Source organism: Halomonas halodenitrificans DSM 735 (genome assembly GCF_000620045.1).
GTDB classification, from domain to species: Bacteria; Pseudomonadota; Gammaproteobacteria; order Pseudomonadales; family Halomonadaceae; genus Halomonas; species Halomonas halodenitrificans.
Map to the genome: position 1 here is coordinate 1 of NZ_JHVH01000030.1, position 14845 is coordinate 14845.

At 60.7% G+C, this 14845-nt stretch carries 13 protein-coding genes and 2 pseudogenes; 8 read left to right on the forward strand and 7 right to left on the reverse strand.

What is annotated here, in order from left to right; translation table 11 throughout:
• Nucleotides 1-564 (forward strand): transposase (locus tag Q358_RS0112865; RefSeq protein WP_027962378.1); only part of this gene is annotated, 564 nt, incomplete at its 5' end.
• A 14-nt stretch (nucleotides 565-578) separates the two neighbouring features.
• Here the strand turns inward: Q358_RS0112865 and Q358_RS17450 are convergent.
• The 4 genes and pseudogenes from Q358_RS17450 to Q358_RS0112885 all read right to left on the reverse strand — a co-directional run.
• Nucleotides 579-2573: pseudogene (locus tag Q358_RS17450) on the reverse strand (YobI family P-loop NTPase); the annotation flags it as partial.
• Nucleotides 2574-2589: 16 nt separating this feature from the next.
• Entirely contained in the window at nucleotides 2590-3846 is a 1257-nt protein-coding gene (locus Q358_RS0112875; RefSeq protein ID WP_027962379.1) for an ISL3 family transposase, read from the reverse strand.
• Nucleotides 3847-3924: 78 nt separating this feature from the next.
• Nucleotides 3925-4125: pseudogene (locus Q358_RS0112880) on the reverse strand (hypothetical protein); the annotation flags it as partial.
• Between the two features lie 239 nt (nucleotides 4126-4364).
• Entirely contained in the window at nucleotides 4365-4691 is a 327-nt protein-coding gene (locus Q358_RS0112885; protein WP_027962381.1) for a DUF427 domain-containing protein, read from the reverse strand.
• 274 nt (nucleotides 4692-4965) lie between these two features.
• Here Q358_RS0112885 and pncB point away from each other — a divergent pair, with 274 nt between their 5' ends.
• From pncB to Q358_RS0112900, 3 genes are all read left to right on the forward strand, one after another.
• The gene (gene pncB, locus Q358_RS0112890) at nucleotides 4966-6186 is read left to right on the forward strand and encodes a nicotinate phosphoribosyltransferase (RefSeq protein ID WP_027962382.1); all 1221 of its coding nucleotides are present in this window, start codon (nucleotides 4966-4968) and stop codon (nucleotides 6184-6186) included.
• Nucleotides 6183-6290, forward strand: coding sequence for a putative quorum-sensing-regulated virulence factor (locus Q358_RS18280; RefSeq protein ID WP_084286554.1), 108 nt, complete (start codon nucleotides 6183-6185; stop codon nucleotides 6288-6290). Before pncB ends, Q358_RS18280 begins: the two co-directional genes overlap by 4 nt.
• A 291-nt stretch (nucleotides 6291-6581) precedes the next feature.
• Nucleotides 6582-9389: an EAL domain-containing protein gene (locus tag Q358_RS0112900; protein WP_245598322.1), complete on the forward strand. Its 2808-nt coding sequence runs from the start codon at nucleotides 6582-6584 to the stop codon at nucleotides 9387-9389.
• A gap of 109 nt (nucleotides 9390-9498) precedes the next feature.
• Here Q358_RS0112900 and Q358_RS0112905 read toward each other — a convergent pair whose 3' ends face one another.
• On the reverse strand, nucleotides 9499-9882 hold the full coding sequence (locus tag Q358_RS0112905; protein WP_027962384.1) for a hypothetical protein: 384 nt from the start codon (nucleotides 9880-9882) through the stop codon (nucleotides 9499-9501).
• A 201-nt stretch (nucleotides 9883-10083) separates the two neighbouring features.
• Between Q358_RS0112905 and hmuQ the strand changes: the two genes are divergently transcribed.
• From hmuQ to Q358_RS0112920, 3 genes are read left to right on the forward strand one after another with little or no spacing between them, the layout of a single operon-like run.
• The gene (gene hmuQ / locus Q358_RS0112910; RefSeq protein ID WP_027962385.1) at nucleotides 10084-10419 is read left to right on the forward strand and encodes a heme-degrading protein HmuQ; all 336 of its coding nucleotides are present in this window, start codon (nucleotides 10084-10086) and stop codon (nucleotides 10417-10419) included.
• A complete protein-coding gene (locus tag Q358_RS0112915; RefSeq protein WP_027962386.1) occupies nucleotides 10416-10709 on the forward strand; it encodes a sll1863 family stress response protein in 294 nt (97 codons plus the stop codon). Before hmuQ ends, Q358_RS0112915 begins: the two co-directional genes overlap by 4 nt.
• A gap of 36 nt (nucleotides 10710-10745) precedes the next feature.
• Entirely contained in the window at nucleotides 10746-11747 is a 1002-nt protein-coding gene (locus Q358_RS0112920) for an ion transporter (protein ID WP_027962387.1), read from the forward strand.
• Here Q358_RS0112920 and Q358_RS0112925 read toward each other — a convergent pair.
• On the reverse strand, nucleotides 11738-12235 hold the full coding sequence (locus Q358_RS0112925) for a MerR family transcriptional regulator (protein ID WP_051530373.1): 498 nt from the start codon (nucleotides 12233-12235) through the stop codon (nucleotides 11738-11740). The genes Q358_RS0112920 and Q358_RS0112925 overlap by 10 nt on opposite strands.
• 111 nt (nucleotides 12236-12346) lie before the next feature.
• Between Q358_RS0112925 and Q358_RS17455 the strand changes: the two genes are divergently transcribed.
• The gene (locus tag Q358_RS17455; RefSeq protein ID WP_043488316.1) at nucleotides 12347-14515 is read left to right on the forward strand and encodes a heavy metal translocating P-type ATPase; all 2169 of its coding nucleotides are present in this window, start codon (nucleotides 12347-12349) and stop codon (nucleotides 14513-14515) included.
• Here Q358_RS17455 and Q358_RS0112935 read toward each other — a convergent pair.
• Nucleotides 14473-14811, reverse strand: coding sequence for a hypothetical protein (locus tag Q358_RS0112935; protein WP_027962389.1), 339 nt, complete (start codon nucleotides 14809-14811; stop codon nucleotides 14473-14475). The genes Q358_RS17455 and Q358_RS0112935 overlap by 43 nt on opposite strands.
• Nucleotides 14812-14845 lie beyond the last annotated feature (34 nt).

Here is a 14845-nt window from a genome sequence, read left to right on the forward strand (position 1 = left end):
CACCTTCCCAAGGCCGAGGTCACGGTCGACTGGTTCCATATCGTGCAAACCTTCACCAAGCGGCTAGACGAGGTGCGCAAGAAGGAGCGACGCGAGCAGGGACACCCCAAATCGCTGCGCTGGGCACTGTTGAAGAGCCTGGAAAACGAGAACCTGACGCCCAAGCAGCTGGCGGCGCTTCAGGAGCTGGTGGCTGACCAGAGCGCCACGTCCGATGCCTGGGTGATCAAGGAGAAGCTTCGCTGGATCCAGAAGGCACCGACGCCACGAGCGGCTCGGTGGCGCATCACGAACTACCTCAAGGTCATGAAAGCGGCGGTCTCGGAGAAGCCACTGTTGAAGCCGATGGGAAAAGCCCTGGCGACATTGGAGCGCCACGCCGATGCGGTGGTCAGGCGCTGGATTTCGGGACTAACGAACGCACGACTGGAAGGCATGAACGGTCTGTTTCAAGCGGCTCGGTCACGCGCACGAGGTTACCGGAATGAGGCCAACTTCATCGCCATGATCTACCTGATTGGCAGCCCGGTAGGCCGCCTGTTCGATCAGGCCAAATCCACATGAAACGACGAAGAACCGATATTGTTAGGGCTGGCAATGACAGTTGGGACTAGAGCTTTACATGCTTTTACTAGCCCCGAAACAAGATCTACAACATGGCGGCCGCTGGTGTAATAGGCATCGAAAAAGTCCTCACAGTTATAGAATTCTGACGAAAGATACTCGAAAAGCATCTGCATTTGGTCGAAGTAACGGCTCCGGTTACTTAGGAGAGTATCGACAAGCTTAACGTTCAAGACATAACTTTGCCGGAAGTCTTCATCTCGCATCTCTGCGATGACCTCTTTTGGATTGTCGATCGAAAAGCTCGGCTCAGGCGTAGAGAATGCCCGTATCTGGATCAGAAACTTATTGTCATTGGGCGACAAACGTCCTGAATGAAATAGTGAAGTATATTGGTAGTAAGTATCGTCAAGATGGCCTTCGAGAATCAGAAATCGCGCAAGCTCTCCATTTTCCCCGAAATTCTCGAAAAGATCCTGCACGTGGTCTGCGTTCAAACGCAACAGTTCTTTGAGTTTAGTCGTGCGAAGCGCTGTGACCTTTTCTCTGAGGTCGCGTATTTTGCGCAAGCTCTTATCCTTCTCATCAGCCGCCTTACTTTCGATCTCCTTCTTGCGCTGCAGGTAGGGTTTCGGAGAGTTTACCTCGCTTTGCAATTTTGAAACATCTACCGCCTGTTGGTTGCCATTGGCATGGCGTTGGAATAGACGTGGAGCCTCAATAAGTTTCTCGAACACATCATGGTTGAGCAGCTGGGGAAGCGCGGTCCATGTTCGCTGATCATGACTGACGCTGATAACATTAGCTGAAAGCTTTTCAATCAGAGCCATAGAGTAGATTTGTCGTAACTCTCTCAGGCCCGAAGGCGTCTGTCGCTCGGCGACTTCAAGCCGCCTTTCAAGCTCCGTTATCTCGGCCCTATACGTAGCCTCACCAAGCCTGATGAGCTCTTCTTGGCGGTTCAATATTTTGGCGAGATTACCCGCGCCGCGGTGCAGTTGCTCAAAATCACTTGGGTAAACGTTTTTATAGATAAGGATCGCTAGGAGCTTGTTGGCGTCGAGCAAACTCTCTCCATCAGCTTCCAAGTTCGCCACATAAATGGCGTATTCGTTAAAAATGTTCTGAATCAACCTCAGGTCGTTCAGGTATCGAGAGACCTCTCTAAGAAACTGCCGATCAAGGCGCCCGTCGAGCTGAAGCCTACTACCTTGCTTTAATACCATGTCGATCGAATTCGATGTGTTGATGATCGGTATGACGGGAATGATAAACTCGAAGAACTTGGTCCGCTCAGTGTTGACAAACATGTCATCGCGCAGGGCGTAGAGGAATCTGATAGTGCGTTTCACACCCGCGTTCTTGTTCACTAAGCTATTAATTTCTCGGAGTGTGACGAAAATCTCGGCGTCGTTAAATCGATCTATATCCTCAATGATTACAAGATCGTAATTGGTTGATTGGAAGAAGTATATTATTTCGTCTAGGTGACGGTTCAGTATGGATGCCTGATCATCATGGGTAGGCTTTATCTCAACGTCCTTCAACGAGATGCTCTTGAGTGACAGACCGAAGCTCACGACATAAAAGTGATGCAGTGTCACCCATAGGAATATTACTGCGAACGCGAACACCCCAAGATTTACTCCATTACTGAGCGCAAACGGAATGAAAAAAGAGCCGTCAATGATACCTTCTCTATGTTGAAACACGTACCAAATCGCCGGAACCCCAAGAACTATGTAAAGAGATTTAAACATCGCCCCAAAACCAGGCGACTGAATTCTTTTGAACCGCGACAACGGAAGTTTGTTTGCGTCTGCACCATACAGCATTTGCTGAAGGATACTTCTCTCAATCTCTTGACGGCTTACCTCCCCACCCTCCGAATCAGCCTCGGGAAAAAAAGCAGCAAGAGAAATATGAAGCGCAGGCCGCCGATACTTCTTCAAGAAAGATTGAATGATGCTGCTCTTTCCCGACCCATAGGGACCCGTTAGGGCAATATTGGGGTTCTTCGTCGTTTCATGTGGATTTGGCCTGATCGAACAGGCGGCCTACCGGACTGCCAATCAAGTAGATCATGGCGATGAAGTTGGCCTCGTTCCGGTAACCCCGTGCGCGTGACCGAGCCGCCTGAAACAGACCGTTCATGCCTTCCAGTCGTGCGTTCGTCAGTCCCGAAATCCAGCGCCTGACCACCGCATCGGCGTGGCGCTCCAATGTCGCCAGGGCTTTTCCCATCGGCTTCAGCAGTGGCTTCTCCGAGACCGCCGCTTTCATGACCTTGAGGTAGTTCGTGATGCGCCACCGAGCCGCTCGTGGCGTCGGTGCCTTCTGGATCCAGCGCAGCTTCTCCTTGATCACCCAGGCATCGGACGTGGCGCTCTGGTCAGCTACCAGCTCCTGGAGGGCCGCCAGCTGCTTGGGCGTCAGGTTCTCGTTTTCCAGGCTCTTCAGCAGTGCCCAGCGCAGCGACTTGGGGTGTCCCTGCTCGCGGCGCTCCTTCTTGCGCACCTCGTCTAGCCGCTTGGTGAAGGTCTGCACGATATGAAACCAGTCGACCGTGACCTCGGCCTTGGGAAGGTGTTCGGCCACGCCGCTGAGGAAGGCTTGTGACATGTCGCAGACGACCTCGACCACGTTGTCCGAACTACCACCATGGGCCGCCAGGAAGGCGCTGAAGGTCTCGATGGCGTCCTTGCCGTGGCCGGGGACGGCGAAGATCACTGGCTCCTGCTTGCGTTGCATATCGAGGAACACCGTCACATAGCGCTGGCCGCGTCGAGAGGCGGTTTCATCAACACCGACGGTGGTCACGCTGCTCAGATCCAGCTCCCCCAGCAGCCGACCGACGTAGTGGTGCACGATGCGCCACAGCCGTTTGTCGGAGATTTCCAGCTGCCGGGAGACGGCCAACACCGGCATCTCCTTGACCAGTGACATGGCGGCTTGCTCGAACAACAGGGTGAAGTCGCTGCCCGGTCGCGCCCAAGGCACCTCGATACGCTTGACGCCATGCTCCGGGCACTTGGTGCGCGGCACGCGAGCATGCAGGTAGCAGTGATGCTGGAAGAAATTCAGATGCCGCCACGTCTTGTCGGCAAAGTCATGAGCCGGACAAGCTTCACCGCACTCAGGACAGGGGTAGAGGCTGCCGCGCTCGGCCTCGACGTAGAGATCCAGCCGGTGGGGCGATACGGCGGTGTCCAGGTGCTGGTCCTTGAGAATCCAGGGCGCCTCCAAGCCCAGGCCGAGGGTCAGAATCTGGGTGCCGTCCATGCCATACCTCCTGTCGTCGTGGAGGTCATATCCTGACCCAGCTCAGGGGGCGAATTCCACACCCAGCGTCGAAGAGCCAATATTGGACACCTTCGGATTGTTCGTCGCGAACAGGATCGCTTCGGAATATCTGCCATCCTTATCTGCCTCATCAGTTGGCGCAAGGTCCACGAACTTCGATTGCATGTCGGCGGAGCGGTCTTTGCTTTCCAACCAAGACACTATCCTATAAATCCTATTGGCAAGCCAGATTGTTAGTGAAGTAATGGTCTTTATCATACGATGCTGAACCACCTAACCTTAAAGAAAAATGCAAGTAAGAATTACTTATATCAGCCCACCGTTACCTTGGCGCTCTTGCTTATTTAAACTCTATGTTTGGATACAGGAGTGTGATTGAACCAGGGTTTCATATTGAACCAATCAGCTCGCTGATGCCAGTGACCGTCGAACCACCATTTCGAGTAGATAGCTATTACGTCCGAGCTCGTTTTACGTCCGCTTTGGGTCGAAAGCGGTCATTTAACTTCCTCATAGAATGCCAATCGCCCCTCAATCGCCTTTATTCCTTCCAACGGCTGCTTATAGCTCCACGCCACATCCTTGTATTCACCAAAGGAGAAGTACGCGGCATCGCCCTTGAAGGGGCAATGAGTCACGGTATCGGAGCCGGTCAACAAACCCATCCGCACGTCATCGCGAAGGAGGTACTGCCGGGGCGGGTAGCCGCACTCGCACAGCTCGATGGCGCGAGTGGTATCGGCCAGCAGGGTGCCGTCGATGACAATGCGCACCCGGCGGGAGTGCGGGTGCAGGGTGATGCGGGGCTCGGGGGCATCGTCCATGATCGTTCCCTGTGTAGTTTTTCTAATATGCCCGATAGGGTAGCAGCCCGGGCTTCGCCCTGCCCTTCGTCTTTGGTGGCTGGGTGATCGCCCGACCATCGAGGCTGTTCACGACATGGAGGCGGGTACCCCGTCTTCCCCCTCGACGGGCTCCTCCACCGAACTCGATCCGCCATGCCACTGAAACGAGGGTGTTTTGTCTGTTACCACTCGAAATGGCCGCCCCCGAGCGATACGATGACCATCGATGCCATCACCACACAGGGAGCACTCCATGGCGGCCGCGTATCGCGCACCGGGCCAGATCATCACCTCACTGCTCGATACCGACTGGTACAAGCTGACCATGATGCAGGGAGTGCACCACAAGTACCCCAACGCCAGCGTGGCCTGGGAGTTTCGCTGCCGCAACGCCGAGAACCTGGCGCCCTACCTGGGCGAGATTCGCGACCAGATCGACCGGCTGGCCAGCCTGGCCCTGAGCCGCGACGAGTCGGCCTATCTGAGCGGCTTTCCCTACCTGTCTCCCGACTTCATTCGCTTCCTGGAGCTGTACCGCTTCCGCCCGGAGTACGTGGCCACCTACATGGAAGGCAGCGAGCTGTGCATCGTCATCGACGGCCCCTGGTCGCACAGCATCCTGTTCGAGATCGTGATCCTGGCGATCATCAGCGAGGTGCGCAATCGGGTGCTGCATCCCGGTGCCCGCATCGACCAGGCGGTGGACCGACTGCGCGACAAGCTGGCGGCGCTGCGCCGCGACTACACGCCGGCCCAGCTGGCCGACTTCCGCCTGGCCGACTTCGGCACCCGGCGGCGACTGTCGCAGCCGGTGCAGGAGGCGATTATCGGCGTACTGACCGAGGAGTTTCCGGGCCAGTTCGTCGGCACCAGTAACGTCGATATCGCCCGCCGCCATGGCCTGGCGCCCATGGGTACCATGGCCCACGAGTGGGTGATGGCCCATCAGCAGCTGGGCAGCCGACTGGTGGACAGCCAGCGCGCCGCCCTGGAGGCCTGGGTTCAGGAGTATCGCGGCCACCTCGGCGTGGCGCTGACCGACACCATCACCCTGGATGCCTTCCTGGCCGACTTCGATCTCTACTTCGCCAAGCTGTTCGACGGTCTGCGCCACGACAGCGGCGATCCACTGGTGTTCGCCGAGAAGTGCATCCGCCACTATGAGCGGCTGGGCATCGACCCCAGGGGCAAGACGCTGATCTTCAGCGATGCGCTGACCTTCGACTCGGCCATGACCATCAAGCAGACGCTGGAGGGGCGTATTCGCACCAGCTTCGGCATCGGCACCAGCCTGACCTGCGACCTGCCCGGAGTGACGCCGATGAACATCGTCATCAAGATGGTCTCGTGCAACGGTCAGCCGGTGGCCAAGATCTCCGATGCCCCGGGCAAGGCCAGCAGCCGCGACCCGGAATATGTCCACTACCTGAGAAGCGTGTTCAACGTCGAAGAGCCAACGGAGTCCCGGCGATGAACTTGAACTCCGCGGCTCTCGAGGCGCTGGCACACCAGCGCATGCCCTTCGGCAAGTACCAGGGCACCTCGATCACCGGCCTGCCCGGCCTCTGTCTGACCTGATGTGCCCGCCAGGGCTTCCCGCATGCCTTGTCAGCTGGCAGGACGCCAGGCGGAAACACCGTAATACGCCGCGACAATTGCCGCCAGAAAGCCCTCGATCCACGCGACCAGGGGCTGGCTATTCTCGATCGACCCGAGAATGCCCCGACAGGTCCGGTCCACCGGACAGCCGAGACCACCGACAAGAGCGGCAATGAATATAAACACCGCTGATCAATCGTTTATCACGACTCCGGCGTATCCTGCCTCCTTCAAGATAGCCCCGGTACCATCGCTTCGCCCTTCGCCCCCTTGTCTCGAGGCGCGCTTGCTGCCGGCGCATGTTCATCCCCCCCCTTCCCGGCTACTATGGGGCATCTTCCATCGATTCAGGAACACGTTGGCCTCAGAACAACATCACAAGCAAGGAGAACCTCGATGCCCGTTCGAATGACCGATGCAGAGGCTTTCCGCCAGCTTGCTAAAGGGATCAGCCATAGTGGTGCTACTGACTTCTTCGATACCCTGGTGAAGCAGCTGGCCCAGCTGTTGTCAGTCGATCATGCGCTGATCGCTCGGGTACACGAGGGCGAAGCTCACACCTTGACTATCTGGTCTCAAGGGCGCCATCTCACAAACTGCCGGTATGCACTGGCTGATACCCCATGCGAGGCAGTGGCCAACCAGAAAACCTGCTTGCACCCCCATAACGTCCAGAAACATTTTCCCCGCGATGCAATACTTCAGAAGCTAGGGGCCGAGAGCTACCTGGGCGTCCCCCTGTTTACCACGGGCGGCGCCCTTCTGGGACTACTCGCCGTTCTCGACAACCGCCCAATGACACCCAGTGATCAAGATCACGAGTTGCTGCATATCGCCGCGACTCAGGCCGGCGCAGAGCTCGGGCGGAGAGAAGCCGAACAGGCCCTGCAGGCCAGCGAGCGTCGTCTGGAAACCCTGCTCAACAACCTCCCCGGCATGGCTTATCGCCGCCTAAACGACGCGAGCTGGACCATGCTGCTGGTCAGCAAGGGCGTCGCCGAAGTGACCGGTTATCCAGCCAGGGCCTTCACCCAACATCAACGAGTCAACTTTGCCGCGCTTACCCACCCAGACGATCGACAGCGCGTTGAGGATGCCGTCAAGGAGGCCATCGCTAGACGCGAGCCCTTCCGAGTCGTCTACCGCTTGCAGACCGCAGACCGTGGCACCCGCTGGATGTGGGAACAGGGACAGGCCATTTTTGATTCGACAGGTCAGGTGAACTGCCTGGAGGGATTCATCACCGACATTACCGAGCAGCGGGAAGTCCAGCGCGTACAGGAAGCCGTCACTCTGGTGGCTTCAACCGTGAGTAACAGAATCGGCGACGAGTACTTTTGCCAACTCGCGAGAACCCTCGTCCGCCTTCTCGAAGCCGATGCAGGCCTCATCGCCCGACTGGAACCTGCCGCCGACTCAACGGAAACAACGACAACGCACGACCACCGCGGAGAGCTCGGCATGAGCCTGGTCAGCGCTATCGTCGATGGCCAGCCCCTGACACCCTACCGCCTGATGCTGACGGGCACACCCGGCGAAGCACTGCTGAATGCACAGGAAGTCACCGGTCGACAGGCGGGAGCCTCTCATCTCCCCGGGATTCCGGCAGACGCCCGGACCTGGATCGGCCGTAGGCTAGACAACGCCCAGGGAAAACCCATCGGACTCATCATGGTGTTCTACCGCCAACCACCGGAAACGGATGTGTTCGCCACCTCTGTGCTGCGCATCCTCTCCAATGGCGCTGCCGCCGAGCTGGAACGCCGTAACGACCATCAGCGCATGCATCAGCTGGCCTATACAGACGCCACCACCGGCCTACCCAACCGGATACACTTCATGGAGGCGCTGATTCATCAGCGACAGGCCGCCGAATGTGAGCAGACACAGCTGGCGCTTATCCTGATCGATATCCGTCGCTTCAAGGAAATCAATGACACCCATGGCTACCAGATCGGCGATCGTCTCCTCGCCTCCCTGGCCGAGCGCCTGAGACAGGCCTCGGCGCCACACGAAAGCTTGGCCCGCCTCGGCAATGACGAGTTTGCCCTGCTCTTGCCCAGGGCCTCGGCGACGGAGGCAGTGGAGGACTATCTGGCACGGATGCGCCTTATCATAGGGCGTCCCATTAACCTCGACCACCATCGCTTTTCACTGGCGGTGAGTATCGGCACGGCTCAGTACCCGGGAGATGCCACTTCCCCCGAGGAGCTGTTCAAGTGTGCCAGCATCGCTCTCTATTATGCCAAGCGGCATGACTGTGACGCTTGCCACTTCGATGCCGGCATGACCCGAGCACTGCAACGTCGACAGCGGATGACCGAACGCCTCCACATCGCCATCAGCGAATGTCGACTCGAGCTGTATTACCAACCCAAGTTCGATCTCGCCAACGGCAGCCTGGTAGGCGCCGAGGCACTGTGTCGCTGGCACGACGAGGAATGGGGCTGGGTCAGCCCCAGTGAGTTCATTCCATTGGCAGAGGAGCGCGGACTCATCAATCAGCTGGGAGATTGGGTACTCAAGGAGGCCGCCTGCCAACTGTCCACCTGGCGACGCGACGGCATGCCGCTACCCGGCCGCCTGTCCATCAACGTTTCGGCCCAGCAGTTCGCCGATTCCAACCTGGCCCAACGCATCTCTGCCCTGACCCGCGACACTCCGGCCTCAACCATCGATCTGGAATTGACGGAAAGCGATGTCATGCGCGACGCGGAACAAGCCATCGAGATTACCCGCTCGCTGCGCGACATCGGTTACACGCTATCGATAGACGACTTTGGAACCGGCTATTCCTCGTTGGCCTACTTGCGTCGCTTCGCCACCGATACACTCAAGATCGATCTCTCCTTCATACGCAAAATGCTGGACGGCCCCCACGACCATGCGATCGTGGAAACCATCATCGCCATGGCTCGAAGTCTGGGTATGCAGACCGTCGCAGAAGGTGTTGAGACCCCCGAGCAAGCCCAGGAACTCGCTCGGCTGGGCTGTGATCAGGCCCAAGGCTTCTACTTTGGCCGACCGCTTCCCTCCACCGACTTCGCAGCGGCCTGGCATGCCTCCATGACAGTCTGACAATCGCCAGCGATGTGGGCCATGTCGATGCTGCCGAGTCGTCGAGCAGATCTCGCTACTGCGCCCTCTACGTCGGCAAGCGCAACAGCAGGAACCGGGTGGTGATCCGTCAGCTGGCAGGACGCCAGGCGGAAACACCGTAATACGCCGCGACAATTGCCGCCAGGAAGCCCTCGATCCAGGCGATCAGGGTCTGGCTATTCTCGATCGACCCGAGAATGCCCTGACAGGTCTGGCCCGGCGGACAACTGAGACCATCGACAAGAGCGGCAATGAAGATAAAGATCAGCGAGGCAATCAATGCGGAAAGTGCCATATAAGCCATGCGCCGCCTGTTGGTAAATCGTTGGCGGGAATAGGCGATCAAGGCGGCCTTGTCGGCGTCCGATAATGTCTCATCCTTGGCAATTTTGACCATCTTGGTCAAGGGGTCCTTTCCGGCATCTGGCCCAGTTTCCACCTGCGTCGGCACGACAGAAGGCTGATCGTTCATTATCTGACCTCCTCTATCCAGAGATAAACACCGGCGCGTCAACAGGTTACTGCGACTCGGTCGTATCCTGCCTGTTCTCCTTCAAGATAGCACCGGAGCCAGCGACCCGCCCTTCTCGGCCCTTGGCTGGATCCGCCTTGTCCCGCTGCTGGCTAGCTGTCATCGTCGAGTGGCAATGTCATCAGACAGGGAGATCATGCCGTGTATATCGCCATGAACCGCTTCAGGGTGAACCCCGAACGCGTGGAGGAATTCGAACAGATGTGGCTGGAGCGGGAGACCCACCTGCAGGGCCTGCCTGGGTTCGTTGAATTCCATATGCTGCGCGGACCGGAGCGCGAGGATCACGTGCTCTATGCTTCCCATACGGTGTGGCACTCGCGGGAGGACTTCGAGGCCTGGACCCGCTCCGAGGCATTTCGCAAGGCCCACGCCGACGCCGGACAGAGCAAGCGTGAAGGGCTCTACCTGGGGCCGCCGAGCTTCGAGGGGTTCGAGGCTATCCAGACCATCGACAACGAGGAGAACGACGCATGAGCAACCGTGACGCCTACGAGCAGAAGCTGCGCGCCAAGCTGGACGAATGGCAGGCCGAGATCGACAAGCTGAAGGCTCAGGCGCGAAGCTCCGAGGCCGACGCCAGCCTCAAGCAGGACCGGCAGAAGCAGGCCGAGCAGCTGGAGCAAAAGCGCGAAGAAATGCGCCAGAAGCTGGATGAGATGCGGGCGGCCGGCGATGACGCCTGGGATGACCTCAGAGACGGGGCCGAGCGCGCCTGGAAATCGATGAGCGACTCCTTCGATAAGGCCCGCTCACGCTTCAAGTAACCGACCCGATCGACTATGCCCCCGCCAGGAGGCGCCATGCCAGACGCCCGCAATGCACCTCTTGGCCCGCTCGGGGAACGAGCTCACCTGGCCTGGGACCTGCTGGTTATCGCGTTGGTCATCGCCAACCTGACCCTGCTGCTGTTCGACAGCCTGTTTCTGCTGCCGCCGCTGAACAGTGCCTTCGAGGCCGTGGCGCCGACCCTTCACGGCGCCTACGAGCGCCGTATCCACGCCAATTTTCTCACCATCGACCTGGCGTTCGTGGCCGTATTTATTCTCGATGTGCTGCTGGGCTGGGCGGTGGCCATCGCCGAGCGGCGCTATCACCGCTGGTTCTTCTACCCCTTCGTGCACTGGTACGACGTGCTCGGCTGCATTCCACTGGCCGGATTCCGGCTGCTGCGCATCCTGCGGGTCATCTCGCTGCTGTTCCGCCTGCAACGATTGAAGATGATCGATGTGCGTCGCTGGTACCTCTATGGCGTTCTCGCCAAGTACTACGACATCCTGATGGAGGAGCTCACCGACCGCATCGCCATCCGCATGCTCGACAACGTTCAGGAACAGGTGCGTACTCGAGATTCGCTTACCAACGGCATGGTGGAGCGGGTGGTGCGACCCCGCCAGCAGGCGCTAATCCAGGAGATCAGCCAGCGGCTGGAGGCCATGGCGGGCAGTGCCTATACGCATAACCGCCCGGATATCCTTCGCTATGTACGCGGCCTGGTGGGCCGCACCCTGACGGAGAGCCCCGAGATCCAGCGGCTCTCGCGCCTGCCAATGGGCGGCCAGTTGACCCGGGGGCTCGAGGCCTCGCTCTCCGACCTGGCCTGTCGCCTGGTCAACGAGGCCCTGGCGGGGCTGCAGTCGCCGGAGTTCTCTACCCTGGTGGAGCATCTGGCCGAGAGCGGCTTCGATGCCTGGTTGCGCACCGACCCACATACCGAGCAGGTCACCGAACAGGTGCTGATCGACGTGCTGGAGCTGCTCAAGGAGCAGGTGGCGGTGAAGGAGTGGCGACAGCGCTACGAGTGAGGGCCGTGCTTCAGATCATCGGCCCCGCCATGGTCGTGCTCGCTGATGCACAGCTGGTGGTCGCTCAGCACCTCGATGATGCGACAGCTCTCGACCTTGCCGCCGGCGCACTGACCCACCATCCGGCGCAGTTCGTCACGCAGGGCCTCGAGGCGCTGCAGCCGCGACTCCACTTCCTCGAGGTGATGCGTGGCGATGGCATCCACCTCCTGGCAGGACATGTCGGGCCGGTCCGACATGGTCAGCAGTTCACGCACCGCCTCCACCGAGAAACCAAAGTCCCGGGCATGGCGAATGAAGATCAATCGCCTGACCGCCGCCTCGCCGTAGCGCCGCTGGCCGCCTTCGGTACGAACCGCCTCATCCACCAGGCCGACGCGTTCGTAATAGCGAACCGTTTCGGGCTTGCAATCGGCGCGGCGCGCCAGCTCACCGATACCGATACCGATACCGATACCGATACCGATAGCCGCATTGTGCTCCGACATGCTGACGTTCCTCCCGGACGACTTGAATCTACGACTTGAACCGACAACTTGAACCTATAGTTGCTACAGGGTTTATGCTTTCGACCATAACCTATCAGCAGGAGTGCCACCATGGAAAGCACCCCCTCTGCAGCAGGCTCAGCGGCACTGACCCTTCGGGTCGAAGGCATGGACTGCGGCGGCTGCGAGCGCAAGGTCGAGTCCGCCCTGGGCCGCGTGTCAGGCATCGAGCAGGTGCAGGCAAGCTCGGTCACCGGCTCGGTAAAGATCGTGCCCGCCCCCAAGGGCTCACCAAACCACGAGACCATCGAGCGGACCCTCGGCGAGCTGGGCTATCGGGTCGTCAACGATAGCCAGCAGGGCCAGGCGAGCGGCCCGCCGGCCCCATGGTGGCACACCGCCAAGGGACGGCTGGTGCTGGTCACCGGCGGCCTGCTGGTGCTGGCCTTTATTCTGCGCGCCGCCTTTCCCGCCCTCGGTCAATGGCCCTTCGTGGCGGCCACCGTGGTGGGCCTGGTCCCCATCGCCCAGGGGGCCTGGGGAGCGCTGAAGATGCGCAACCCCTTCACCATCGAGATGCTGATGAGCATCGCCGCCCTGGGGGCGCTGGCGATCGATGCCGCCGCCGAGGCCGCCGTGGTGGTCTTCCTGTTTGCCGTGGGCGAGCTTCTGGAAGGCGTGGCGGCGTCCCGGGCACGACGCAGCATCTCGGCCCTGGCGAACCTGGCGCCGTCGACGGCGAGGCTGATCGAGGAACAGGGCACCCGCGAGGTGTCGGCCGCCTCCCTCACCCCGGGGCAGCGCGTCATGATTCGTCCGGGCGACCGCGTTCCCTGCGACGGCCGGATCCTGGCGGGCACGTCCGATCTCGACGAGTCGCCGGTCAACGGTGAGTCCGTGCCCCGCGCGCGCTCGATCGACGACGAGGTCCTTGCCGGCACGGTGAACCTGAACGCCGCCCTGGAGGTGGAGGTCACCCGCGGCGCCGAGGACAACACCATCGCCCGGGTCATTCGCCTGGTGGAGGAGGCCCAGGCCGCCAAGGCGCCGGTGGCACGCTTCATCGACCGCTTCGCCTTCTACTACATGCCGGCGGTAGTCGGGCTGGCGGTGCTGATGGCGGTCGTGCCGCCACTGGTATCGACCCTGACCTGGTCGGAGTCGATCTATCGCGCCCTGGCGATGCTGCTGATCGCCTGCCCCTGCGCCCTGGTGATCTCGACCCCGGCGGCGATCGCGGCCGGTCTCTCGACGGGCGCCCGCCGCGGCCTGCTGATCAAGGGCGGGGCGGTGCTCGAACAGCTGGGCAAGCTGCGCATGGTGGCACTGGACAAGACGGGGACGCTGACCGTCGGCGCGCCCCGCGTCACCGACGTGGAAGCCTGGAACGACGGCCAGGACGAACATGACATCCTGCGCCTGGCGGCGGCGATGGAGCAGGATTCCAGCCATCCGATCGCTCAGGCCATCCTCGCGCATGCACAGGATCAGGCCCTCACGCTGCCTCGCGCCAGCGAGAACCGGGCCATGGCGGGCCGCGGGATTGCCGCCTGTGTCGAGGGGCGTGAACTGAGCCTGGTGCCGCCCCACCATCTCATCGACCAAGGAGGGCTCGACGCCGACCAGAACGCGCGGGTCACTGCCATGGAAGAGGCCGGCAAGAGCCTCGCCGTATTGGTGGAGGGCGAGCGTCCGCTCGGCCTGATCGCCGTACGCGATGAGCCCCGCGACGATGCCCAGGAGGGCCTCGCGGCCCTCTCGCGCCTCGGTGTACAGGCGATCATGCTTAGCGGTGACAACGCGCGCACCGCTCAGGCCATCGGTGACGGCCTGGGCATCGAGGCCCACGGCAAGCTGATGCCCGAAGACAAGGCGCGCCACATTCGCGACTGGCAGGCCGCCGGCAAGGGCCCGGTCGGCAAGGTGGGCGACGGCATCAACGATGCGCCGGCCCTGGCCTCGGCGGACGTGGGTATCGCCATGGGCGGTGGCACGGATGTGGCGCTGGAAACCGCCGATGCGGCACTCCTCAGGAACCGCGTGACCGGCATCGCCGAGCTGATCGACCTGTCACGCGCCACGCTGAACAACGTGAAGACCAACGTCGCCCTGGCCCTGGGGCTCAAGGCCATCTTCCTGATCACCACGGCGCTGGGCTTCACCGGCATGTGGATCGCCGTGATGGCGGATACCGGTGCCACCGTGCTGGTGACCCTGAATGCCATGCGGCTGCTGGGCTATCGCTTCTCGCCCAGTACCGTTTCGAGCTCCTCTCGATAGGCCGGTTCCTGGAGGGCCGGGGCGGCCGGAAAGCGACCGAGCTCGACGGCCAGCTCGAAGAAGCCCTGTCGAGGCAGGTCGCCGCGGCGACTGACCACCAGGGCGGCGATCAACGGTCGGTGGTTGGCGACGTCCTCGCGCATCAGCGCCTCCAGGGCCAGGGCGACTCGCTGGATGGTGCGCGGCGGCGCCAGCCCCAGCGCCTCGGCGGCCTGCTGGTAGGTAATCGGTAGCTGCTCGGCGGACAGGCCCTCGAGCAGAAGGCGCAGGCGCGGCGGCAGGTCGGGGTCGTGCATCGTCGGGGGCCTGGGTGTCGAGGACATGGCGTCG